General features: G+C 62.5%; 25 protein-coding genes and 1 pseudogene. 9 read left to right on the top strand and 17 right to left on the bottom strand.

Features of this window, described 5'->3' with window-relative positions; all coding sequences use genetic code 11:
* Window positions 1–2 precede the first annotated feature (2 nt).
* The 4 genes from NKJ23_RS07675 to NKJ23_RS07660 all read left to right on the top strand — a co-directional run bounded on the left by NKJ23_RS07675 (window position 3) and on the right by NKJ23_RS07660 (window position 2,989).
* Window positions 3–449, top strand: coding sequence for an RbsD/FucU family protein (locus NKJ23_RS07675; RefSeq protein ID WP_352618617.1), 447 nt, complete (start codon window positions 3–5; stop codon window positions 447–449).
* Window positions 446–1,369 carry a carbohydrate kinase family protein gene (locus NKJ23_RS07670; protein WP_352679633.1) on the top strand — a complete coding sequence of 308 codons (924 nt, stop codon included), beginning with the start codon at window positions 446–448 and terminating at the stop codon, window positions 1,367–1,369. Before NKJ23_RS07675 ends, NKJ23_RS07670 begins: the two co-directional genes overlap by 4 nt.
* A gap of 252 nt (window positions 1,370–1,621) precedes the next feature.
* Complete coding sequence (locus NKJ23_RS07665) at window positions 1,622–2,764, top strand: DegT/DnrJ/EryC1/StrS family aminotransferase (protein WP_352679630.1); 1,143 nt, start codon at window positions 1,622–1,624, stop codon at window positions 2,762–2,764.
* Between the two features lie 18 nt (window positions 2,765–2,782).
* Window positions 2,783–2,989: a hypothetical protein gene (locus NKJ23_RS07660; RefSeq protein ID WP_352679628.1), complete on the top strand. Its 207-nt coding sequence runs from the start codon at window positions 2,783–2,785 to the stop codon at window positions 2,987–2,989.
* A gap of 21 nt (window positions 2,990–3,010) precedes the next feature.
* On the opposite strand, the gene NKJ23_RS07655 is transcribed toward NKJ23_RS07660, so the two are convergent.
* Window positions 3,011–3,415, bottom strand: a complete 405-nt coding sequence (locus NKJ23_RS07655) for a type II toxin-antitoxin system VapC family toxin (RefSeq protein WP_352679625.1) — start codon at window positions 3,413–3,415, stop codon at window positions 3,011–3,013.
* The gene (locus NKJ23_RS07650) at window positions 3,412–3,645 is read right to left on the bottom strand and encodes an AbrB/MazE/SpoVT family DNA-binding domain-containing protein (protein ID WP_292653638.1); all 234 of its coding nucleotides are present in this window, start codon (window positions 3,643–3,645) and stop codon (window positions 3,412–3,414) included. Before NKJ23_RS07650 ends, NKJ23_RS07655 begins: the two co-directional genes overlap by 4 nt.
* 252 nt (window positions 3,646–3,897) lie before the next feature.
* On the opposite strand from NKJ23_RS07650, the gene NKJ23_RS07645 reads away from it, so the two are divergent.
* The gene (locus tag NKJ23_RS07645; protein ID WP_352679622.1) at window positions 3,898–4,917 is read left to right on the top strand and encodes an LLM class flavin-dependent oxidoreductase; all 1,020 of its coding nucleotides are present in this window, start codon (window positions 3,898–3,900) and stop codon (window positions 4,915–4,917) included.
* A gap of 37 nt (window positions 4,918–4,954) precedes the next feature.
* Here NKJ23_RS07645 and NKJ23_RS07640 read toward each other — a convergent pair whose 3' ends face one another.
* From NKJ23_RS07640 to NKJ23_RS07630, 3 genes are all read right to left on the bottom strand, one after another.
* The gene (locus NKJ23_RS07640; protein WP_352679619.1) at window positions 4,955–5,437 is read right to left on the bottom strand and encodes an RES family NAD+ phosphorylase; all 483 of its coding nucleotides are present in this window, start codon (window positions 5,435–5,437) and stop codon (window positions 4,955–4,957) included.
* The gene (locus tag NKJ23_RS07635; protein ID WP_352679869.1) at window positions 5,434–5,868 is read right to left on the bottom strand and encodes an antitoxin Xre-like helix-turn-helix domain-containing protein; all 435 of its coding nucleotides are present in this window, start codon (window positions 5,866–5,868) and stop codon (window positions 5,434–5,436) included. The genes NKJ23_RS07640 and NKJ23_RS07635 overlap by 4 nt, the downstream gene beginning before the upstream one ends.
* A gap of 69 nt (window positions 5,869–5,937) precedes the next feature.
* Complete coding sequence (locus NKJ23_RS07630) at window positions 5,938–6,564, bottom strand: CDP-alcohol phosphatidyltransferase family protein (protein WP_352679617.1); 627 nt, start codon at window positions 6,562–6,564, stop codon at window positions 5,938–5,940.
* A 268-nt stretch (window positions 6,565–6,832) separates the two neighbouring features.
* Here NKJ23_RS07630 and NKJ23_RS07625 point away from each other — a divergent pair, with 268 nt between their 5' ends.
* Together NKJ23_RS07625 and NKJ23_RS07620 are read left to right on the top strand one after the other, a co-directional pair.
* Window positions 6,833–7,393 (top strand): phosphatidylglycerophosphatase A family protein, encoded by a 561-nt coding sequence (locus NKJ23_RS07625; protein ID WP_352679614.1) that lies wholly within the window; start codon window positions 6,833–6,835, stop codon window positions 7,391–7,393.
* An 81-nt stretch (window positions 7,394–7,474) separates the two neighbouring features.
* Window positions 7,475–8,551: a tartrate dehydrogenase gene (locus NKJ23_RS07620; protein WP_352679611.1), complete on the top strand. Its 1,077-nt coding sequence runs from the start codon at window positions 7,475–7,477 to the stop codon at window positions 8,549–8,551.
* Between the two features lie 98 nt (window positions 8,552–8,649).
* On the opposite strand, the pseudogene NKJ23_RS07615 reads toward NKJ23_RS07620, so the two are convergent.
* From NKJ23_RS07615 to NKJ23_RS07595, 5 genes and pseudogenes are all read right to left on the bottom strand, one after another.
* A pseudogene (locus tag NKJ23_RS07615) lies at window positions 8,650–8,784 on the bottom strand (hypothetical protein); the annotation flags it as partial.
* A gap of 203 nt (window positions 8,785–8,987) precedes the next feature.
* Window positions 8,988–10,166 carry a hypothetical protein gene (locus NKJ23_RS07610; RefSeq protein WP_352679609.1) on the bottom strand — a complete coding sequence of 393 codons (1,179 nt, stop codon included), beginning with the start codon at window positions 10,164–10,166 and terminating at the stop codon, window positions 8,988–8,990.
* Between the two features lie 55 nt (window positions 10,167–10,221).
* The gene (locus NKJ23_RS07605) at window positions 10,222–11,229 is read right to left on the bottom strand and encodes a succinylglutamate desuccinylase/aspartoacylase family protein (protein WP_352679606.1); all 1,008 of its coding nucleotides are present in this window, start codon (window positions 11,227–11,229) and stop codon (window positions 10,222–10,224) included.
* Window positions 11,230–11,238: 9 nt separating this feature from the next.
* Window positions 11,239–11,583 carry a RidA family protein gene (locus NKJ23_RS07600; RefSeq protein WP_352525568.1) on the bottom strand — a complete coding sequence of 115 codons (345 nt, stop codon included), beginning with the start codon at window positions 11,581–11,583 and terminating at the stop codon, window positions 11,239–11,241.
* A 48-nt stretch (window positions 11,584–11,631) separates the two neighbouring features.
* A complete protein-coding gene (locus NKJ23_RS07595; protein ID WP_352679605.1) occupies window positions 11,632–12,951 on the bottom strand; it encodes an alanine racemase in 1,320 nt (439 codons plus the stop codon).
* A 77-nt stretch (window positions 12,952–13,028) separates the two neighbouring features.
* On the opposite strand from NKJ23_RS07595, the gene NKJ23_RS07590 reads away from it, so the two are divergent.
* Window positions 13,029–13,970, top strand: coding sequence for an amidohydrolase family protein (locus NKJ23_RS07590; RefSeq protein WP_352679602.1), 942 nt, complete (start codon window positions 13,029–13,031; stop codon window positions 13,968–13,970).
* On the opposite strand, the gene NKJ23_RS07585 is transcribed toward NKJ23_RS07590, so the two are convergent.
* From NKJ23_RS07585 to NKJ23_RS07570, 4 genes are read right to left on the bottom strand one after another with little or no spacing between them, the layout of a single operon-like run.
* Window positions 13,944–14,915 carry an ABC transporter permease gene (locus NKJ23_RS07585; protein ID WP_352679601.1) on the bottom strand — a complete coding sequence of 324 codons (972 nt, stop codon included), beginning with the start codon at window positions 14,913–14,915 and terminating at the stop codon, window positions 13,944–13,946. The genes NKJ23_RS07590 and NKJ23_RS07585 overlap by 27 nt on opposite strands.
* On the bottom strand, window positions 14,912–15,877 hold the full coding sequence (locus tag NKJ23_RS07580) for an ABC transporter permease (RefSeq protein WP_352679598.1): 966 nt from the start codon (window positions 15,875–15,877) through the stop codon (window positions 14,912–14,914). The genes NKJ23_RS07585 and NKJ23_RS07580 overlap by 4 nt, the downstream gene beginning before the upstream one ends.
* Complete coding sequence (locus tag NKJ23_RS07575) at window positions 15,874–17,382, bottom strand: sugar ABC transporter ATP-binding protein (protein WP_352679595.1); 1,509 nt, start codon at window positions 17,380–17,382, stop codon at window positions 15,874–15,876. Before NKJ23_RS07575 ends, NKJ23_RS07580 begins: the two co-directional genes overlap by 4 nt.
* An 18-nt stretch (window positions 17,383–17,400) precedes the next feature.
* Entirely contained in the window at window positions 17,401–18,453 is a 1,053-nt protein-coding gene (locus NKJ23_RS07570; RefSeq protein ID WP_352470927.1) for an ABC transporter substrate-binding protein, read from the bottom strand.
* A 240-nt stretch (window positions 18,454–18,693) separates the two neighbouring features.
* Between NKJ23_RS07570 and NKJ23_RS07565 the strand changes: the two genes are divergently transcribed.
* A complete protein-coding gene (locus NKJ23_RS07565; protein ID WP_352679593.1) occupies window positions 18,694–19,494 on the top strand; it encodes an IclR family transcriptional regulator in 801 nt (266 codons plus the stop codon).
* A 175-nt stretch (window positions 19,495–19,669) separates the two neighbouring features.
* Here the strand turns inward: NKJ23_RS07565 and NKJ23_RS07560 are convergent, their stop codons facing one another.
* The 3 genes from NKJ23_RS07560 to NKJ23_RS07550 all read right to left on the bottom strand — a co-directional run bounded on the left by NKJ23_RS07560 (window position 19,670) and on the right by NKJ23_RS07550 (window position 21,627).
* Window positions 19,670–20,248: an SDR family NAD(P)-dependent oxidoreductase gene (locus tag NKJ23_RS07560; RefSeq protein ID WP_352679590.1), complete on the bottom strand. Its 579-nt coding sequence runs from the start codon at window positions 20,246–20,248 to the stop codon at window positions 19,670–19,672.
* Entirely contained in the window at window positions 20,245–20,490 is a 246-nt protein-coding gene (locus NKJ23_RS07555) for an SDR family NAD(P)-dependent oxidoreductase (RefSeq protein WP_352679588.1), read from the bottom strand. Before NKJ23_RS07555 ends, NKJ23_RS07560 begins: the two co-directional genes overlap by 4 nt.
* Before the next feature lie 213 nt (window positions 20,491–20,703).
* Window positions 20,704–21,627: a LysR family transcriptional regulator gene (locus NKJ23_RS07550; protein WP_352679586.1), complete on the bottom strand. Its 924-nt coding sequence runs from the start codon at window positions 21,625–21,627 to the stop codon at window positions 20,704–20,706.
* Window positions 21,628–21,647 lie beyond the last annotated feature (20 nt).

Raw genomic sequence — 21,647 nt, 5'->3', positions numbered from 1 at the left:
GCATGCTGATCGGCATCCCGGCGCTGCTCGGCCCCGAGCTTCTGGCGATATTGCGCGCCATGGGCCATGGCGACGAGATCGCCTTGGTCGACGGCAACTACCCGGCCGAGCAGCAGGCACAGCGGCTGATCCGCGCCGACGGTCATCATCTCGTCCCCGTGCTCGATGCGGTATTGAGCGTATTGCCGGTCGACGATGCCGTGCCGCACGCGCTGTTTCGCGCCTCGGCCAAAGGCGATCCCCTGCTCGCCGATCCGGTTCACCATGAGATGGAAGCGATCTGCGCCAGGCGTGCGCCGGGCCGCAAGGTGGTTGCGCTTGCCGGTGCCGACTTCTATGCACGGGTCAAGGCCGCGCACGCGATCGTCGCGACGAGCGAGCCGCGGCTTTATGCCAACATCATCATTCGCAAGGGCGTGATCTATCCGCCGGAAAGCAAGACTTCATGATTCTCTGCTGCGGCGAAGCCCTGATCGACATGCTGCCGCGCACCACGACGGAGGGCGAGCCGGCCTTTGCGCCCTATGTCGGCGGTGCCGTCTTCAACTCGGCCATTGCGCTCGGCCGGCTCGGAGCGCCGGCCGGCTTCTTCTCCGGCCTGTCGTCGGATCTGTTCGGCGGCCAGTTCAGGGAGGCGCTGGGGGCCAGCAAGGTCAGTTCCACCTATGCGCACACTTCGCCGCGGCCGACCACGCTCGCCTTCGTGCGGCTCACCAACGGCCAAGCGACCTACACATTCTATGACGAGAACACCGCCGGGCGCATGCTGACCATCGAGGACCTGCCGGAACTCGGCAGCGAGATCGAGGCCATGCTGTTCGGCGCCATCAGCCTGATCTCCGAGCCGGCCGGATCGGCCTATGAGGAGTTCATGCGGCGCGAGCATGAGCGCCGCGTGATGATGCTCGACCCCAACATCCGGCCAAACTTCATTCCCGACAAAGCCAAGCACCTCAGGCGCATCCGCGGCATGATGGCGATGGCCGACATCGTCAAATTGTCGGACGAGGATCTGAACTGGTTCGGCGAAGCCGGCTCGCATGAGGACGTCGTCCGCAACTGGCTGGATCGCGGCCCGAAGCTGATCGTCGTCACCCACGGCAGCGAGGGCGCGGTCGGTTACAGCAGCCAGCACCGCGTCACGGTCGTGCCGGACAAGGTCGAGGTGGTCGATACGGTCGGCGCCGGCGACACGTTCAATGCCGGCATCCTCGCCTCCTTGCACGAGCAGGGCCTGCTGTCGAAGACGGCAATCGCCAGCTTGCCGGAAGAAGCCATCCACAAGGCGCTGACGCTCGGCGCCAAAGCCGCGGCGGTGACGGTATCGCGGGCCGGCGCCAACCCGCCATGGCGGCATGAAATCGCCTGACCGGCTGGCAACAGCCTCGCGGACCGCTTGCCGGCGATCACTTTATGTTTCGTCCAGCCTGGCGGGCGGGATGCGAAGCCTGTATCAGGCCGGCCGAAGCCCGGATTTCCTCGCGTTTAAGAGGGCAGATCGGAAACCAGAGGTAACAGGCTGCGACACTTGAGCAATTCAGGGTTTTGCCCTGCGGCTTTCTCGGCCGTGCCAAGTCTGCTACCAGCGGCCGGTTATCTGGCTAAACCGTTTGAGGCCGACATGCAGTTCATCGATCTTGGCGCGCAGCGCGAACGCATCCGCGACAGGCTGAAAGCGGCAATCGACCGGGTCGTCGACGAAGGCCGCTATATTCTCGGACCTCAGGTCACCGAATTCGAAAACAAGCTCGCCGCCTATATCGGCACCAAGCATGTGGTCGCTTGCGCCAACGGCACCGATGCGCTGCTGCTGCCGCTGTTTGCCGCCGGCATCGGCCCGGGCGACGCGGTGTTCGTGCCGAGCTTCACCTTCGCCGCCACGGCCGAAGTGGTGGCGCTGACCAAGGCCGAACCGGTGTTCGTCGATGTCGATGCCGACAGCTACAATATCGACATCGCCAGCCTCGAGGCGGCAATCGCCATGATCAAGGCGGAGGGCCGGCTGAGGCCGAAGGCGATCATTCCCGTCGACCTGTTCGGCCTCGCCGCCGATTACGAGGCGATCATGGCCATCGCCGATCGGGAAGGCCTGATGGTCATCGAGGATGCGGCGCAGGCGACCGGCGGCTCGGCTCACGGCAAGATGTGCGGCTCGTTCGGCACCGTCGGCTCGACCAGCTTCTATCCGGCAAAGCCGCTCGGCTGCTATGGCGACGGCGGTGCGATGTTCACCAATGATGATGCGCTGGCCGAACAGCTGCGCTCGTTCGCCTTTCACGGCAAGGGCGAAACGCAATACGACAATGTCCGCGTCGGCATCAATTCACGGCTCGACACGCTGCAGGCGGCGATCCTGATCGAGAAGCTGGCCATCCTCGAGGACGAGATGGTGGCGCGGCAAGCGGTCGCCAATCGCTATGCCGAAGGTGTCGGCGATATCGTCAAGGCGGCGCGCAATCTGGGCGGCGGCCGCTCGGCCTGGGCGCAATACGCCATCGAAACGCCGAAACGCGACGGGCTCAAGGCACATCTCGGTGAAAAGGGCATTCCGTCGGTTATCTACTATGTGAAACCGCTGCACAGCCAGATTGCCTATCGCGATTATCCGCGCACGCCGACCGGCCTTGCCGTTTCGGAAGAGTTGCCGAAGCGCATCCTGTGCCTGCCGATGCATCCCTATCTGAGCGAGGCTGACCAGGACCGGATCATCGAAACGATCCGTAACTATATCGGCTCGAATTCGGCGCATGTAGCGGCGGCATAAATTCGAAAGTTTCGAAGCGTGGTCGCGGAATACATCGACGAGTTCATCATGTTCTGCGCCGGGTTGTGGATGGCTGGCGTCGGCTTCGGATTTCTCTCGAACCCCTCTCAAGCTCGCCCGGGCCAGCAGCAGGCATGGTGGACCAACTTTGGGACCCATTTTAAATGGATGGGGCCGCTGTTGATCATCATCGCGATAGTGCTCGCATTCGCGGCGCCTTCCTAGCGGCCGTGTTCGACGGGCTATTCACGAGTTCGGTGCGATCAGCTTGAGTGATGGAAAATAGGTACGATAGCGACCAACATCGCGAGTGAGCAGCGGCAGCCCATTGACTGCGGCATGGGCACCGATGAAGAAGTCAGGCAGCACGCCGGTGCGCAACCCGCCCGATCTCCTGTATTGGGTAAAGACCTTTCCCGCGAGGAACAGTGCTGCCCGTGGCATCGAAGCGATTTCGAGACCAGCTTTGTCAAGAAACGCGTCGAGATCCTCGATGCGCCCGTATCGAACAGCCAACTCGGCATAGACAGCATCGTTGATCAACAGCGGCCCAGTCAGGCTTTGCGCCTCAAGCTGGGCGATCGACCAATCCGCCCAGTTCGGATCATTGGTGACAAGATCGAGCAGAACGTTGGTGTCGACCAGCGTCACACGTCGCCACGCGTCAGTGCCATGATCGCGTCGGTATCGAGACCCTTGCCGGCATGGCCGCGCAATTTCGCGAAGCGGCTCGCAGGCTGCTTCTTGTCACTGCGCGTAATCACGACGTTACCGTCATCGGCGCGGCGGAAGTCGACTCTGCTGCCCGGGACGATCCCAAGCAGTTCGCGGACCGGCTTTGGAATGGTCACCTGTCCCTTGGCTGTGACTTTGGTGGTCATGTTCGAACCTCCGTAATACCAATAATCAATAAGGTATTACTCGTCGTGTTGGATTTCAACCGCTATATCCACATTCATCCCGCCATTCGCGATCACACGTTCGCCTTCAGAATTGCCAAAACTCCTCCCCTGCCCTTCTCCACAAATGTGCCGGAGCGGCTTTGAAGATTGCCGTCAGGGCGGAATTTTGGGATGCTTTGCTCTGCGCCGAAGCATAGTCTGCACCTGTCTTCCCTCTAGGCTGGCTATTTCATGAAGAAGATTGGTTTCCTCTCGTTCGGGCACTGGACGCCCTCGCCGCAATCGCAGACGCGGACGGCATCCGACGCGCTTTTGCAGTCCGTCGAGCTGGCCGTCGCGGCCGAGGAGCTGGGTGCGGACGGCGCGTATTTCCGCGTGCATCACTTCGCGCGCCAGCTCGCCTCGCCCTTTCCGCTGCTGGCAGCGGTTGGGGCGAAGACCAGCCGAATCGAGATCGGCACGGCGGTGATCGACATGCGCTATGAGAACCCGCTCTACATGGCCGAGGACGCTGGCGCCGCCGATCTGATCGCCGGAGGGCGTCTGCAGCTGGGCATCAGCCGCGGCTCGCCGGAGCAGGTGATCGAGGGATGGCGCTACTTCGGCTATGCCCCGCAAGAGGGCGAGAGCGATGCCGACATGGCCCGCAGACACACCGGAGTGCTGCTCGAAGTGTTGCTGGGCAAAGGTTTTGCGCAGCCTAATCCGCGGCCGATGTTTCCCAACCCGCCCGGCCTGCTTCGCGTCGAACCACACTCGGAGGGCCTGCGCGAGCGCATCTGGTGGGGCGCCGCCACAAACGCCACCGCAGAATGGGCGGCGAAACTGGGGATGAACCTGCAGAGTTCCACGCTCAAATTCGACGAAGGCGGAAAGCCGTTTCACATCCAGCAGGCCGAACAGATCCAGGCTTTTCGTCAGGCCTGGAAGGCGGCCGGCCACACGCGCGAGCCGCGTGTGTCGGTCAGCCGCAGCATTTTTGCCCTGGTCGACGATCGCGACCGCGCCTATTTCGGCGGCAATGAGAGCGGAGATCAGTTCGGTTACATCGAGGCAGACAGGCGCGCCGTGTTCGGCCGCTCCTACGCCGCCGAGCCGGACGTGCTCATCGAACAGCTAAAGGGCGACGAAGCCATTGTGGAGGCCGATACGCTGCTGCTTACCGTCCCCAACCAGCTCGGCGTCAACTACAACGCCCATGTCATCGAGGCGATCCTGACCCATGTCGCCCCCGGCTTGGGCTGGCGCTGACGGGTTGTGTTAAGTATGAACCTGCCTCTCTGCCCGCTCAGGAGCCAAACAGGCGGCTATCCCAGTATACGGGTTGATGCAGGCTGGCCGTGATCAGGGAAAACTCCGGATGTGCCGGATTGATTAACACGTTGTTGTCGAGGCGAGCCACGACGCTTGGCACGATCAGGATCGCGCTGCGGCGCTCGATACACCATGTCTCACCGAATTCCTTGCTCACCGTTGCCGGCATCATATCCCATCCGGGCAACGACGGCTGAGAAAAGATTTCGTAGCTCAGCCCGCGCGGAAGCATGATCTGGACGTAATGCTGGTTGGGCGGCAGTCTGCCGCTGCCGTGCACCAGCTTTTCCAGCAAGGCCGTCGAATAATGCTCGCTGGTGTAGATCAACGGGCTGCCGGGCGTGTTCCAGCGGCCAGGCGCTATCGTCGAGCCAGTCGCGTCGAAGATCGGATATGTGCCGGCTGGATCGCCGATCCTGAAGCACTGCAGCGTGCGATCGAGTATCTGCGCCGTCAAGCAGCGGTGCCGTACTTCAGGCCTGCAAGGATATCGAGCACCAGTTCGGCGCCGATCTCGCTTTGAATGACCACGTCGATCGGGCGTCGGTCTTCCAGCATGGGATGAGACCGAAACAGAAAGTCACGAGCCTCACCTTCGATCTGCCAAACGTCGAGGGCCAGGTTCCATACGCGCGCCACCCGCGCCACCCGCATGCCCTCTTCCGAAGAGAGTCGGAGAGCACCTCTCTTGCGGCGCTCATAAGTTGCCTTTGGGACGAGGCGATATTTGAATTGCGTATCGGCCGGTGCCAGCAATTGTGAGACGCGTTCAAGCGCACCCAACGGCAATCCGTCTTCGATTCGAGCCATCAGCCCGAATGGCGACCGTGCAGCCGTCTCCTTGGGCGGCAGCCCCAGCACATCGGCTATATTTCCAAATGCTAACATCTCTGCTTCCCATTCATATGAAGCAGTATATAGCCTCACATGAGGCTTAATGCAAGCGGTCTTGCGGTCTCACGGCTGCTTGCCGTCGGCTCGTTTAAGCATCGCAAATGCACGACTGATCCGTTGTAGCGCTGTGGCGTTGGCCAGTACTGCGTACAGCGCGAACCCACCCGCCAGAATCCAGGGCGAAGCCGCGCCCATGGCGGTAGCAACTCCGTCCGCGGCGAGCAGCACGCAAATGAACACCAGACGTTCCATCCGCTCGAAGAAATCCGGCCACCCGTAGTTTTCGACAGGGATTTCCAGCGCCGTCCGCGCCTTGGCATAGCTCGTGAGAATGCCGCCGGCGAACGCGAACATTGCGATCGCCCACAGATCGGCGACCCAGCCTATTGCCGCAAAGACCGCCAGTTCCTGGTACCGGTCGACCATTGCGTCGAAATAGCCACCGGCCTTGGTGATCATATCTCTCCGGCGGGCGACCGCGCCGTCCAGGGCGTCGAAGGTGAAGGCAAACGCCAGGCACAGGCCGAAGGCCAAGCTTGATTCGTGGTACAGGTAGGCACCCGAGGACAGCGCGACGAGCACGAGCCCGCCGGCCGTAACCTGGTTCGGTGTCATGCCGATCGCGATCAGCGGAGAGGCGGCCTGCTCCCACAGCGGGTCGATGCGACTTTTCATGAGACCGGCGATCATGGATGACTCGGCTCCTCTGATGATGTCGTTTCATGGAGCTTTACCAGCAATTTGCCGGTTTGTTCCACCGTCGCTACCGTTCGACTTGGTCAACGCGGGCGGAGAACCGGGCTCAGCAACGTTCTCAACGCGCCGCAACAGCGATTTCTTTTGGCGAATGCGGCCAACGGATTAAGGTGCTTGCCAAGCTGACGGCGAAACAGAACTTCCGGTCGCAGCGACAACTGCCCGATGGCATTTCACCGTTTGGGCAATGCCCTTGTGACGGTTGCGCAAAGCGACCGGCGGTCTGGCGGCAGCACCCGAACGATGTGACTATGGTGCTTGCCATCCGTGGGAAGCCGGCCGAAACTCGATGCATAAATTTCCACCCAAGCTCGCATACCTGCTCGCAACCTCTGTCGGCGCGGGATTGTCTCCAATTTGGCCGGGCACGGCCGGCGCAATGGTTGGAGTGGCTGTTGCCACGGCTCTGACACCTGCATCGCCTTGGCTGACCGTGCTTGCCTATGCGGCCCTATTCGCGGTCGGCGTATGGGCGTCGTCGCACGTTGTCTCCCGTACCGGGACGGAGGACCCGCAGATCGTCGTCATTGATGAAACCTTCGGCGCCGCCGTGACACTTTCCATGCTGCCGGTCGACCCGCTGTGGTGGGCAGCAGGCTTCCTTGCTTTCCGGTTTTTCGACGTCGTCAAGCCTTGGCCCATCCGTATCATGCATGAGAAGGTAAGGGGCGGGGCCGGCATCATGATGGACGATGCGGCTGCGGCTGTGGCCGCCGGGGTGCTGCTGCTCCTGCTGAACGGTTTGATCAACCATTTGCCGTAACCGCGACATTCGGTCTCGACTGCCAACGGCCAGCACGATGGTCCATGGGAGTTTAGCACCACAAGGGGAGGACCGGACCCAATGCGAAGCTATAGAATCGCGGCCATTCCAGGCGATGGGATCGGCAAGGAAGTCGTAGCCGCCGGCCTTCGTGCGCTGGCCGCCTGCGCCACGCGCGACGGTGGTTTCAATCTCGAAGTGCAGCACTTCGACTGGGGCTCGGACTACTACAAGGTCAACGGCGTGATGATGCCCAAGGACGGCACTGAGCGGCTGAAGGCCTTCGACGCCATCTATTTCGGCGCCGTCGGCGCACCTGACGTGCCTGACCATCTGACGTTGTGGGGGCTGCGGCTGGCGATCTGCCAGCCCTTCGACCAATATGCCAACGTCCGCCCGACCCGCATCCTGCCCGGTATCGAGAGCCCGCTTCGTGGTGTCGCGGCAGGCGATCTCGACTGGGTCATCGTCCGGGAGAATTCGGAAGGCGAATACGCCGGCCAGGGCGGGCGCTCGCATCTCGGCCTGCCCGAGGAAGTCGCCACCGAGGTCGCGATCTTCACCCGCGCCGGCGTAACGCGCATCATGCGCTTCGCCTTCGAGATGGCGCGGTCACGGCCGCGCAAGCTGTTGACCGTGGTCACCAAGTCGAATGCCCAGCGTCACGGCATGGTGCTGTGGGACGACATCGCCCGTGAGGTCGCGGCCGATTTCCCGGATATCGCATGGGACAAAATGCTGGTCGACGCAATGACGGTGCGCATGACACTCAATCCGCGCTCGCTCGACACGATCGTTGCCACCAATCTTCACGCCGATATCCTGTCGGATCTTGCGGCGGCGCTTGCCGGATCGATCGGCATCGCGCCGACTGCGAACCTCAACCCCGAGCGGCGGTTTCCGTCGATGTTCGAGCCGATCCACGGCTCGGCCTTCGACATCACCGGCAAGGGCATTGCCAATCCGATCGGCACGTTCTGGTCGGCGGTGATGATGCTGGAGCATCTTGGCGAGCCGACTGCCGCGGCGCGCCTGATGCGCGCCATTGAGCGCGTGACCGCGGACGCCTCACTGCACACGCCCGACCTCGGCGGAATCACCACCACCGACAAGGTCACCGAAGCGGTTTGCGCGGCACTACTCGGCGACAACGAGTAGGAAAAGGAGCAAGCGCCTGGACATCGCTGTCATTCCCAGTGTTGGCATCGGCAAGGAAGTCATGCCCGAAGGCGGGAGGCATCTGCACTCGCCGCCGCTCACCGATGGTGTTCGTGTGCCTGTGTGTGGAAACCGAACCCATCAAGTGTTTCGATCAGCATCTCTACAGGATCAGGCACACCGTGCGTTGATCGCCACGCGACAAAGCCGTCCGGCCTGACCAAGGCGGCACCGCGCTACGTATACTCGGAAGCGTATAAAGACTAAAATACGCTAGGGCGTATAACCTTCGGTCCACATGGACCTTCACGGGCCATGCTTTCAGCTTTTCCGGCCGCCGCCGACCAATGTGACCGAAGCGAATAGTCGGCACGCTCATAAAGCTCCAAGGCAAAGCGAGGTCAGTCCTAGCAGACTGCGGCAACGGGTCGGTTTTTCAAACGGATCGTGCGGCACTCACCCAGTCGAGTCGTGCGGCAGGGACAAGGCCGTAATTGTAAAAATTGATGCCGTCGACATCCGGCGCCATCGCAGGTTTCACCTTGGCGGTGAGGATGTCGGGGCCTGCCATTTCCGGATAGAACAGCCGGTAGCCGGCGCCGAGGAATTTTTCCGCGCCAAGGGCTGCGCGTCCGGCCGCCATCAGGCTAGCGACATCGCCGGCCTGCATGTCGTAGGCACACAGGATTGCCCCGTCACAGACCTTGCCGAGCGCCGCGAGATCGCAGCCGCCAAGCCAACCGTCTTTCAAATCGATGATGACAACGCGGGTCGCCGGATTGCCCACCTCGCGCAGTTCGGCGACCAGGCTGGTCACCGGTTCGAACCGCCACAGCAGGTAGCCATAGAGTTCCGGCCATGGCAAAAAAGTGTCGAGGCCGTTCCCCGGAAAATCTGGAAAGCGCCGTTCGGGAACGGCGCGCTCGCAGGTCTCGACGATCCATTGCCCGACGAGCTTGCGCGCTACTTCGCCGTCGACGCCGGCCCCGGCCGCGCGCGCAAGGCAGGACGGACAGAAACATATCGACAACAGAAAATCGTCTTCCGGCGTCAGCCCGACACCATCTTTCTCATGATGGTATTCGTGGGCGAAGCCCATGAAGGATGGGCTTTCAAGCTCGATCCGGTCCGGCCGGTAGCTGTGCGAGATATCGGCGATCAGCGCGCGGACATAGGCGCGCGCATCCGGATGTGATGGGCAGAGATTGTAGTAGTTGGGATCGCCGAACGCGTTGCGGGTTACGGCCTGCGGATGAAGCATGCCGAGCCGGGTGTTGTGCAAGCAGACCGTCCAGCACGAAACGCCGAGCCCGCCCACCTCGCGCCGGCGGACAAGGTCACCAAGCACATCGCCGCCTTCCATGATCACGTCCGCCACCTTGGGCTGGATGGCAAGGTCGGCCCAGTGTGCCGCATCTGGCTTGAAATAGATGGTTCCGTCTTCGGGAAAATAGGCTTTCCGGCGCGGGCTGCGCGGCTGCAGAAACCGGCCAGCGTGATACGAAGTCGCCAGACTGATCATGTTGAGCCCGGCACGCTCGACAAGATCGCGTTCGACCGTCTCCAAGCCCACATCCTGGACATCCCAAGGATAGGTCCACATTGACAGTTGCATCCGGTTATCCTCAGTCTTGATCCCGATATGGGCGTATGGTCGGGAGGGCTTCTTATCAGTCGACCGGCTCGGCGACCTGCATGAGGCAGTCTCCCGCCTCGCACATCGTGTGCAGCCGGCGCGAAAGCACAATGCCGCTTTCGGCGAAGTGCAGGGCTTGCTCGGCGAGGTCGAGCCGTTCGAGGTCGTGGTACCAGCCCGCCAGTTGGCCTGAAGTCACGCTGTCGCCCAGCCTGACTGCCGGCTCGAACCAACCACGGCTTGTGGCATAAAGGCCCTGACTGTGCCGAGACAAGGAAAGAAGCCGCGTCGGCGCCGAAGGCCTGGTTGCCGGTGCAAGAACCGGCGCCTCGATCACTCCCAAGGCGACCATCAGGGCGTCGAGTGCGCGGGCGGTAATCTCCATCGTATCGACCGTGACAGTGCCACCGCCGCCGAACTCTCCGCTGACGCCGATGGCGCCGGCCCGGCGCGCCGCACCCATGGAGGTCGGTGAGGCCTGGCCGTTGTCGGCCACGAACCCATATGGCATGGTGAGCGTCCGCATTAGCTCCACACCGCGCCGGTGCCGGTCGGGATCGGTATTGCGCTCGACAAGCGCGGTCGGCAGATGCTCCATCGAGGTGCCGCCAGAATGAATGTCGAAGATGACGTCGTGGCGGGGAAACAGTTCCATCTCCAGGAAATTGGCAAGCCGGCTTGTTGGCGTGCCTGACGGGTCGCCCGGAAAGGCGCGGTTGAGGTTGCCGCCGTCGAGTGGCGAGCAGCGCTTTGCGGCCATCACCGCCGGCACGTTCGCCATCGGCAGGATGGTGACGCGACCCTTGATCCGCTTGGGATCGAGCCGGCGCACCAGCTTTGCCAGCGACAGCTCGCCTTCATATTCGTCGCCGTGATTGCCGGCCATCAGAAGCACCGACGGGCCTTCGCCGTTGCGGACAAGGCAGATCGGGACCTTGACCTGGAAATAGGGCGAACGGTCGATCGAAAACGGAATGCTGAGATGGCCGAGTGTCTTGCCGTCCCGGTCGAAGTCGAGCGTATGGCTGAGGCCGGTATGCATGGCGGCGGCTCAGACAGCTGCGATCGCAGTGACCTCTATGCGGAGGTCGGGATCGGCGAGACGCGCCTCGACACAGGCGCGCGCCGGCAGGCGCGCAGGATCCACCCAGGCATCGTAGATGCTGTTCACGGCATCGAAGTCGGCGATCTGCGGCAGGAAGATGTTGATCGCCACTAGCCTCGACTTGCTGCTGCCGGCCTCGACAAGGAGTGCCTCGACCTTGGAGAGCACGTCGCTCGTCTGACCCTCGATGCCGGCCTTGCGGTCGTCTGCCACCTGGCCTGCGATGTGCACGAGGCCGCCATAGACGACCGCCTGAGACATGCGGGAGCCGGACTGGAAGTACTTGATCATATCAGATCCTTTCGAGGTTCTCTTTTTTGGAGTGGCCGCGATATCTGGTCAGCCGAAATAGGTAGGAAAGGCGTGGCGGACATACCCGGCTGCGTCGGCGCCGAAGATCACGCGATAGCGATCGAGGCAGGTGCAGGGGTGCGAGATGCCGAATTCAACGACGTCACCAACGGCAATATCGTCGCCTGACGCAATTGTCAGGAAGGCGTGCTGGTCGTTGAGCCTGAAGACCTCGGCACGCGCTTTCGGCAGCTGCTTGCCGGCACGAAAGATGGTCACGACCTTCGGAAAGCCCTGGTCGAACGACACGTCGCGCATGCCCATACCGCAGATAGCAAGGCCGGGCTCCGGCCGCGACAGTACCTCGGCCCACAGACGCAAAGCCGGATGGAAGGAATTTCGTGCGGAAGCACTGACGCCGCCGATCGCAAAACCGTCGCGGGCATCGAGTGCGCCCAGCGACCTGTCGTAGACGCCATGGTCGTGAAAGAAGATGGCGCCGCTGCGCAGCACCAACGTGGCATTGCCGTCCCTGGAGACGAGGGGCGAAAGCGCTGCGACCACCTTGTCGAAGTACACCGAGCCGCCGGCGGTGACGATCAGCGGGGTGTCGCCGCCCACGCGGGCGCGGAGCCGCAGGAACATATCGGCTGTCATTGCCAACAGGGCGGATATCGCCTCATCGGTCCGGCCAGGATCGGCTTGCGCCGCGGCACCTTCGTAGGTTGCGACGCCGGCGATCAGCAGCCGCCCGCCGGCTGCTACAACCGCGTCGGCGATCGCCTCGGCTTCGCCGGTGGTCCGGGCGCCTGCCCTTCCCGCACCAAGTTCGACGAACACGCGCAATGGCGGCAGCGTCGCATTGGCGCGCCAAGCTTCAGCAAGCGCATTCACGGCGTCGAAAGAGTCGGCAAAAACGTAGAACTCGGCGTTTGGCCAGGCGCCGACGAGGACAGCAAGTCGGTTCGCACCACCTGGTCCACCGACCTCATTGGCGATGATCAGCCGAGAGAGCCCGGCTCTGAGCATCACTGTGGCCTGCCTTATGTCGGCGACGGTCGTGCCCCATGCTCCGGCCTCGATCAGGGACCGGGCAAGGTCAGGCGCCATCGGGGTCTTGGCATGCGGGGCGATCATGGCGCCCTGTTCTCGCGCATACCCCAGGAACAGGTCACGATTGGCGATGAAGGCCTCCTCGTCGAGGGTCAACACCGGCAACGACATACGTCCATGCGCTGGATGCCAGCGCTCAGATGCGACAAGGCTGCTGTCCAGCCCGAGGGTGCCAGGCGGCACGCCGCGGATACGATCGTCGAGCAGGAAATTTTCACGGGTCGCGAGCGACAGTACGGGTGAGTTTTCGGTCATCCGATGCTAGTCCTTTCGCTTTCGCAGGATGAAGTCCGGATCGATTTCCGATGCCGGCCACACTATGAGAGAGATGCGTGCCAAAGCGTTACTCCGGACCGATCATCGATGCCCACCATCACCTTTGGGATCTCGGCCTCGGCCGCCATCCCTGGCTCACGCCCACGGCTGGCGAACGCGGCGGTCTGGGCGAGCTTGGCCCCTTGCGGCGAAACTACCTTCCTGAAGATTATTTGCGCGACGCCGGCCAGCACAATGTCGTCGCCACCGTCCATGTTGAAGCCGGTTGGGCCGGGGATGACTGCGTCGGTGAAACGCGGTGGCTTGAAACCCTCGACAAGTCGCGCGGCGTGGCCGCCCGTTATGTCGTTCACGTACCACTGGCGAATCGCCAAGCGCCGGCGCTGGTCGAGGCGCAGGCGGCATTCGACCGTGTCGTCGGCATACGCGACATACTGAGCTGGGATCCGGATCCCGCCCGTCGTTTTGCTCCCCGTGACGGCATCATTGACGATCCGGCCTGGCGTGCCGGCCTGTCCCTGCTTAGGCGCCACCGGCTGGTTTTCGACCTGATGGTGTTTCCGCGCCAGCTCACCGGCGCGGCGCGCCTCGCAGCGGCCTTTCCGGACCAGCTCTTTGTTCTCAACCATTGCGGCAGCCCGATCGATCGCGATGCGGACGGGATGCGGGTGTGGCGCGAAGGGCTGCGGCTTTTGTCGGAGCGCGAGAACGTCGCGATCAAGATATCGGATCTGGTCGCCTACGATCATGATTGGACGCTCGACAGCCTAAGGTCGGTTGTCATGCATTGCATCGACTGTTTCGGTACGCGGCGCGCGATGTTCGGCAGCGACTTTCCGGTCGCCGGCCTGCATGCATCGTTCGATGCGGTGTATGACAGCTTCAAGGCCATTGCAGGAGAGCTTTCCGCGGACGAGCAGACGGCACTGTTCTACAGCAATGCACGGCGCATTTATCGGCTGGACGATATGTCATCGGCGGGCCTGCTCTCTGCCTGAGAGAAGCAGCAGCCCCAGGATCAGCGACCCGAACAGGATACTGCGCCAGCCGGGCGATGCGTTGACGACGGTGATCAGCGCCGTGATCGTAACCAGCAGGATGGCGCCGGGGATGGTGCCGGCATAGGTGCCGAGCCCGCCGAGGATCGAGGTGCCGCCAAGCACCACGGCGGCAATCGAGGCGAGCAGATAAGGATCGCCGATACCGACATAGCCTTGTCCGTTCATGCCGAGGACCAAGACACCGGCAAGTCCCGAACAGAAGCCGCTGATGCCGTAGACCGCGAGCGTGGTCGAGGCGACGGGAACCCCGGACAGCGCCGCGGCGAGCGGATTGGCGCCCATCGCGAATATGCGGGCGCCAAGGGATGTCGCATGCATCGTGGTCAGAACGGTCACTGAAATGACCACCCACAAAAGCACGCCTGCCGGAATACCGACCGGCCGCGCATTGCCGAGCCAGCGGACCAGCGGGTTCTCGGCGGTCACGGCACTCCCGCCGGCGATGATGATCAGCAGACCTTGCAGGAATGTCGCCATCGCCAGTGTCATGATCATCGGATGAACGCGCAGCAGCGCCACGCCCAGCCCGTTCACCAGACCGATTGCGCTCGTCAACGTGAGAACTGCAAGAACGGCGGTGAGCCCTGTCGGATCCGCCTGCCACGAAAGCAGCGGCAGGCTGACAGCGCTAACCGTGACGATCGCCGCGACGGAAAGGTCGATGCCGCCGGCAATCACCACGAAAGTTTGGCCCGCCGCAACCAGGCCGATCACCGCGCCCAATTCAACCAAATAGCGCAAATGCCCATAAGCGCCGAAGCCAGGTGAAGCGAAGCTCGCCGCGATCCACACCGCCGCAACTATAGCGATCGTAAGGAAGGGCCGGCTGCGCAGAATCGTCAGGGCGCGCCTGCCGCTCACGCTCTCTTTCCGTGCTGTCATTGCTGCACCTTGCGGAATTGCGGGATGGCGACCGCGCCGATGATGATGAGGCCCTGGGCGACATATTGGGCGACCGGCGTGAAGCCGAGGAAGAACATGACACTGATCATCAGGCTGAGCAGCAGGCTGCCCGCAAGAGCGCCGCGCATGGTGCCCTGGCCGCCAAGGAAACCGATGCCGCCGAGCACTGCGGCGGCAATGGAATTCAGCGTGAACGCCGTGCCGATGACTGGATCGCCCGAACCCGTTTGCGCGGCGACGAACAGGCCGGCGCCTGTGCAAAGCAGGCCGCTAATCGCGTAGGCGGCGATCCGGGCACCGTCGACCGGCACGCTGGAGCGGTAGGCGCCGACGGGATTTTCGCCTGCAGCATAGATGCTCAAACCAAGCGGCGTGGCGAGATAGAGTTTCCACAAAAGCACGATGAGTACCAGCAGCACGAATGCCGCCGGCGTGTTGCCGGCAAGCAGGTCCGACAGCCACTCGGGTATGGCGCCGCCCGGCCTCGGCAGGATGAGCAGCGCAGCACCGCCGATAATGAAGGAGCCAGCGAGCGTCACCACAATCGCCGGCAACCGAAGTTTCACGACGATGAATCCGATCGCGGCACCGATGCCGAGACCGGTCAGCGCCACCGCAGCGGCACCGCCGGCTACGCCCAGCGGTCCAGTCATCGTCGTCGCAGCCATCACCGCGCCCAGGCTGACCATTGCGCCGATGGCCAGGCTTATGCCGCCGGTGAGCATGAGGATCGCCTGAGCCATCGCAACCAGCGCCAGTGGAAACCAGCTCTGGGTGAATTTGGCGAAGCCCGACGCTGTCAAGAGGCCGGGAAACAGGAAACCGTAGGCAATGACGAACGCCAGGACCACAGCGAACAGGCTGCGCACGCCGACATTGCGGCGCAGCTGAACCGGCCAGTAGAGCGCGCCGGCTTGGCTTGAGGATGCAACCGTGCTCATGCCGCAACTTTCTGCTGTTCGGCGCCCATTGCGGCGGAAACGATGGCTTCCTCGCTCAGTGCCTCGCGCTTGAGCATGGCCACGATGCGGCCTTCGCGGACCACGCCGACGCGGTCGCAAAGGTGCACCAGTTCGGGTGTGTCGGAACTGAGCAGCACGATCGCCTTGCCGGCGGCGGCGAGTTTGCGAAGCATCATGTAGATCTCACGCTTGGTCTCGACATCGACGCCGCGCGTCGGGTCATTGAGGAGAAGCACAAGCGGCTCGTGTGGCATCCATTTCGCCAGCGCGACCTTCTGCTGGTTGCCACCTGAGAGTGCCTGCGCCGGGCGGTCGAGGTCGCCCTTGATGGCAAGCTGGGCGGCGAGGCCCCTTGCCATATCGCGCTCGGCACGCCGGCTGCGCAGCTTCAGCGCCGGCAGCCTTGCGAAGGCGGGCAGCATCATGTTGGTGATGATGGGATGGATCAGGTGCAGGCCTTCGCGCTTGCGGTCAGCCGGGACATAAGCGAGGCCGAGCGCATTGGCTTTCGGCACGCCGCCGGGCAAACCCGAAACACCGTTTACCGTCGCGGATACCGTCCTGGCGGGGATCGCGCCGTAAAGGCCAAGCAGCAGATCTTCCTGCCCCTGCCCGACCAGGCCGCCAATGCCAAGCACCTCGCCCGTCCTGATGTCGAGATCAACGTCGCGCATCAGGCCGGCCGAAAAATTTCGAACCGAGATGGCGTCGGCCGGCGATGGCGAAGGCCGCCATCGTGGAAAGAGATCGCCGGGGTCGCGGCCGACCATCAGCCGTACCAGCCCGGCGGCATCGGTTCCTTCCAGCGAGCAGTCCGCCGTGCAGGTCCCGTCCTTGAGCACGGTGACATGCTGGCACAGCGTCATCACCTCGTTCAGTCGGTGCGAGATGTAGAGAATAGCGATGCCCTCGCCCCGAAGCCTTTCCAGCAGGTCGGTGAGGATTTTTGTCTCCGTTGCCGAGAGCGATGAGGTGGGTTCGTCGAGAATGAGCACGCGCGGCCGGCGGTAAAGCGCCTTGGCGATCTCCACCATCTGCCGGCGGCCGAGGGACAGGTGCCCCACCGGCGTCGACAGCGGTTCGTAAAGCCCGACAAGATCGCATGCGGCCCTGGCCCGGACGGCAAGCTCGTTGTAGTCGATCAAGCCGAACCGCTTGGGATAGGCACCGAGCCCGATGTTTTCGGCAATGGACAGGCTGGCCGTCAAGCTGAGTTCCTGCTGGACAACGGCGATCCCGGCCTGTCGCGCATTAGCGGGGGTCATGCGCGAGACCGGGCGCCCATCGACCTCGATCGCCCCACCGTCCGGGCGCAAGGCGCCGGACAAAAGGTTGATCAATGTCGACTTACCTGCGCCGTTCTCGCCCAGCAGCGCATGCACGCGGCCCGGCTGGAGAGCGACGGAAACGTTGCGCAGAACGGGGTTGCCGAAGAAGGACTTCGACACCCCCCGCGCAGCGAGAAGCGGAGCCGTGGTTGTCAATGCTACAACCCTTCAGGCTTATTTCTGGGCCAGCAGCTTCTTGAATAGATCCTCATCGTACGGCGAATAGATGTAACCGTCAGCCGGGAAATCCTTCGCCCGGGCGAGGTATTCGTCGATGTTGGAATTGTCGATCACCGGCAACGGGATCTTGACGAAAGCCGGCACATCCTCGCCCTCCAGTGCCTGGACGGCGGTGTAGGTGGCGAAGGCGCCGAGCCAGTTCGGCTGCATCGTCGCCCAGCTCTTCAGGCCCTTTTCCTTCCACAGTTCGAGAAACTGGCGCGCATTCTCGCCGGTGATCGGCACCTGGTCGCGGCCCTGCTTGTCGAGCGCGAGCACGGCGCCCGCCGACAACGCGCCGCCCAGCGACAGGATGCCGTCGATTTCGGGGTTGGCGAAAAGCAGGCTGGTGACGGCCTCCTGGGCGGGCGCGACATTGTAGGGCGTGTTAGTCTCGGCAAGCACCTTCACATCGGGATGGGCCTTAAGCTCGGCATCGGCGCCTTTGCGCCGGTCGTCGCTGACCGAAACGCCGGCTGGGCCATTGAGGATGAGGATCTTGCCCTTGCCGCCGATGGCGTCGATCAGGAACTTGGCCGCCTGATCGCCCCACTGTGAGGAATCGGTGTTGACCTTGGCGGTCACCTGGTCGGTATCGACGAGGCTGTCGAAGTTGATGATGGCGATGCCCTTGGCGCAGGCGTCCGCCAGCACGCGCGCCGGCGCGGTCGACGAACCAGCGATCAAGATGATGGCATCGACATCGGAATCGATCATCGACTGGATCTGCTGAATCTGGACGTTGGCGTCGCCCTGGGCATCGGTCACGACGAGTTTGTCGACCAAGCCTTGCTTCTTCAAAGTCTCGACTTCGGCTTCGATCGTGCCCTGTGTCTGCTTCATCCAGGTCGGCACTGAATAGATATTGGCCCAGCCGATCGTATATGGCGCTTTGCGATCGCCCTTGATGCATTTAGCGGCGGCGTTGGCCTGCGAACCGGCGCCGAGGCTAAGGAGAAGGCCGAGGCAAAGGGCACTGGCGGATGCGAAAAACGATGATTTCGTCATGATTGTTCCCTTCTGAAGTTATGCCTGGACGTGCGGGGTCGGGACGAGAAAACCCGCCGGTTGCCGTATCGGAAACCGCCCGTTTTTCTCGTCAGGACTTACTGCGCCTGGCTCGTTATTGTCCGATATTTCAGACAATAAGCCTGTATATCGGACAAAGGGGATGCTAGACTGAGCCTTGACATCTTTCAAGCGTCTTGAGACGAGGGCCGAAATGATTTTTGCGCGGGTGCGGCCTACATGAGCGATGGCGTCACTGGTCTAATTGGAACGGAAGCCGGCGCCGAGCCGCGCAATGGCGAACGGCGTCGCGGGATCGACCGCGTCATCATGCTACTCGAGGCCCTTCTGCGGCACCGCGCGCCGATGCGCGTCGGCGACATCGCCAAGATGATCGGCGCGCCGCGTTCAACCACTTATGAAATCGTCAACAGTCTGCTGGAAGCCGAAATGCTCGAAAATGTCGGAACGGAAGGCTATGTCTATTTCGGAAAGGCGATGCATCTGTTCGGCTGGGCCTACTCACATCATAATGCCCATTACCGGCGCATCATCGAAACCCTGGACAAACTAGGCGCGGAGACGAGCGAGACCGTCCAACTGTGCGGCCTGCGCGGGACCAAATATGTCGTCCTTGATTGCCGGGACTCGCCTGGCCCGTTCCGGATTTCAAGCGATGTCGGAGTCGAGGTGCCGATACCGTGGACGGCGTCCGGAAGGCTGCTGCTCGGCCATATGAGCGAGCAGGAAATACGGGACTTCATTCCGCCTGGCGACTACACGCTTCCCGACGGCCGCGTCATTGCGCCAGCCGAGTTCTTCGGCGATGTCGCTCTGGCGCGCCAGCAAGGTTTCAGCGAGACCGCCGCTCTGGCCGACCGCTTCACCTGGTGCATGGCCGCGCCCATCCGCGACGGCAACGGAGCCATCAACAAGACGCTTTGTTTCGTGTTGCCCGTCGACACGCCAGAAGCGCGGCGCAGCGAATTGCTTGCCCTGTTATGCGAGCGCGCCAGTGGGTTGTCGCTCGCGGGAAGCTAGTAAAAAATCGGCGCGCGAAGGTCCGGGGTAGGCTCCGTTCGTTCAGCCGCAGCAGCGAAGCCCGAAACTGGTACTGCGGTGAGTATGGCAAAGGCGGCAGCGCGCTCCTGCTACCAGATCATCGCATATTCGATCGGAAAGATCGGCAGTCGGCTTCGGCCTGGTTCAGACCTGCCTACGGAGTGTCGCCGACCATGCCTGAGAACAGCACCGAACCGCGCTGATCGAGAAGAGAAAGCGAAGTGAAGTCCAGTATCGAGAGCCCTCCGTCGGCGATCAGGGTTTGGCCCGTGACGAACGAAGCTTCATCACTCGCGAGGAACGCCACCGCCGCAGCGATTTCGGCCGGCGTTCCCATTCGGCCCAATACGCTTGGCGGCACCGTCCAATCGCCGGCGCTGCCCGACGCGGGCGTCGTTAGGTCGGTTTCGGTGGCAATCCAACCGGGGCTGACGCAGTTTACTCTGATTCCGTGCGGAGCACCCTCGATGGCCAGCGATCGCGTGAGCGCTTCGACGGCCGCCTTGGCGACGCAGTACAGGCCCCAATTGCCGTGCAATGTGGCCGTGGACGATATGTTAACAATCGCACCTCCGCCTGAATCCCGCAGCAGCGGCAAGGCGTAGGATGATACAAAATAGGTGGAGTCCAGGTTGGCGCCGCGCATCTTGTCCCATCTCGCGCCGGGACGATCGCCTGGTTCAATTCCGCTTCGGCGCGAACCGGCGCCTGCATTGTTGACGACGACACTCAATCGCCCCATTGGCCGATTAGGCCGATCAGGTCCTCTACTTGACGTTCCTCCGACAGATCGCACGGGAAAAAGCGAGCGTCACCTTCAAGCGCCTTTGCTTCCACTTCAACGGCGCGGCCCTTCTCTTGATCGCGGCCGGCGAAAGCAATCCGGGCTCCCTCTTTTAACAAATACTGAACGATTCCGCGTCCTATCCCCGAATTTCCGCCGGTCACGAGAACGTCTTTACCTTTGAACCGCATGGTTTACCCCTGCTCGCAAGTTGGGCAGAGGCCCGCGAACTGCGGCATCTCTGGTCCCATCCCCTAAGAAACGACGGACGAGAACGATGTATATCTCGCCCTTCAAATCAGCGTCAGCGCCACAGCCAGGTCGAGGATTAGCCATCGTTTGCTGGGAGCAATTCTTTAAGTGGCGGCAATTGCGGGCGCGCCAGATCCGGCCTTTTTTTGAAGTCATGGTTGGTATTGTAAACTGCTGTCGGATCTCCTTGCATCCGCCAGAAGTTCCAGAAAGGCCTTCGGGGCATGATCTGCGGGGTAAGGACTGGCACCCTCGCCGGCTGCGTAAGCTACGACGAGTTCCCAGCAGATCTCCGTTTGCGCAATCGGGGTGATGTGGAGCGTGGAGCGCCGTGCTTCAGCGATGGCTTCCGGAACAAGGGCGATCCCGAGGCCGCGCGCGACCAATTCCAGGAGCGTTTCAAGGTCGCTAACCTCGAAGACGGTGCGACGCTCTATGCCGGCCTCCAGAAAAGCGCGGTCCACGAGTTTCCGCGTCCCCCACTCCGGCTCGAAATCGACGAATGGTTCGCCTTTCAACGCGGAGAGCGACACCTCGTCACCGCCCGCCAGGTCGTGATCGAGTGCGCAGATCACGACGAGAGATTCACAAGCAATCATGGTTGTCGCGATGCCGACTGGCGGCTCGCATAGAGGCAAAAACGCAAGGTCAATTCGCCCGCTTCTGATCTTCTCCAGAAGATGGGTCGAGCTTCCCTGGCAGAGCCGGACCTCGATACCTGGGTGCTGCGCATGGAACCGCGCGAGCAGCGACGGCAGATCCAGAAAAGCCGGGAGACTCTGCACGGTGCCGATAGTGAGCGTGCCTTGATCCAGTCCCTTTATCGCCGCCACGGTGTCGCGAGCTTCGCGCACCGCTTCAAGTGCCGCTCGCGCCTTGTCGAGGAAGACACGGCCGGTGGTCGTAAGCCGTACCTGTCGCGTACTGCGAATGAAGAGCTGAGCGCCGAGCTCCTCCTCGAGAGCCCGGATGGAAACCGACAGAGCCGATTGGACAATATTCACCCTCTGGGCGGCCCGGGTGAAATGGTTCTCCTCGGCGACCGCCACGAAATGCTGCAACTGGCGCAGTTCCATGATTGCCGTCCTATTAAGGC

Origin of the sequence: Mesorhizobium sp. M0184 (genome assembly GCF_040322215.1) — a bacterium.
GTDB lineage: Bacteria > Pseudomonadota > Alphaproteobacteria > Rhizobiales > Rhizobiaceae > Mesorhizobium.
Note: the sequence above shows the minus strand (reverse complement) of the source record. Positions and strands in the feature narration are given on the sequence as shown.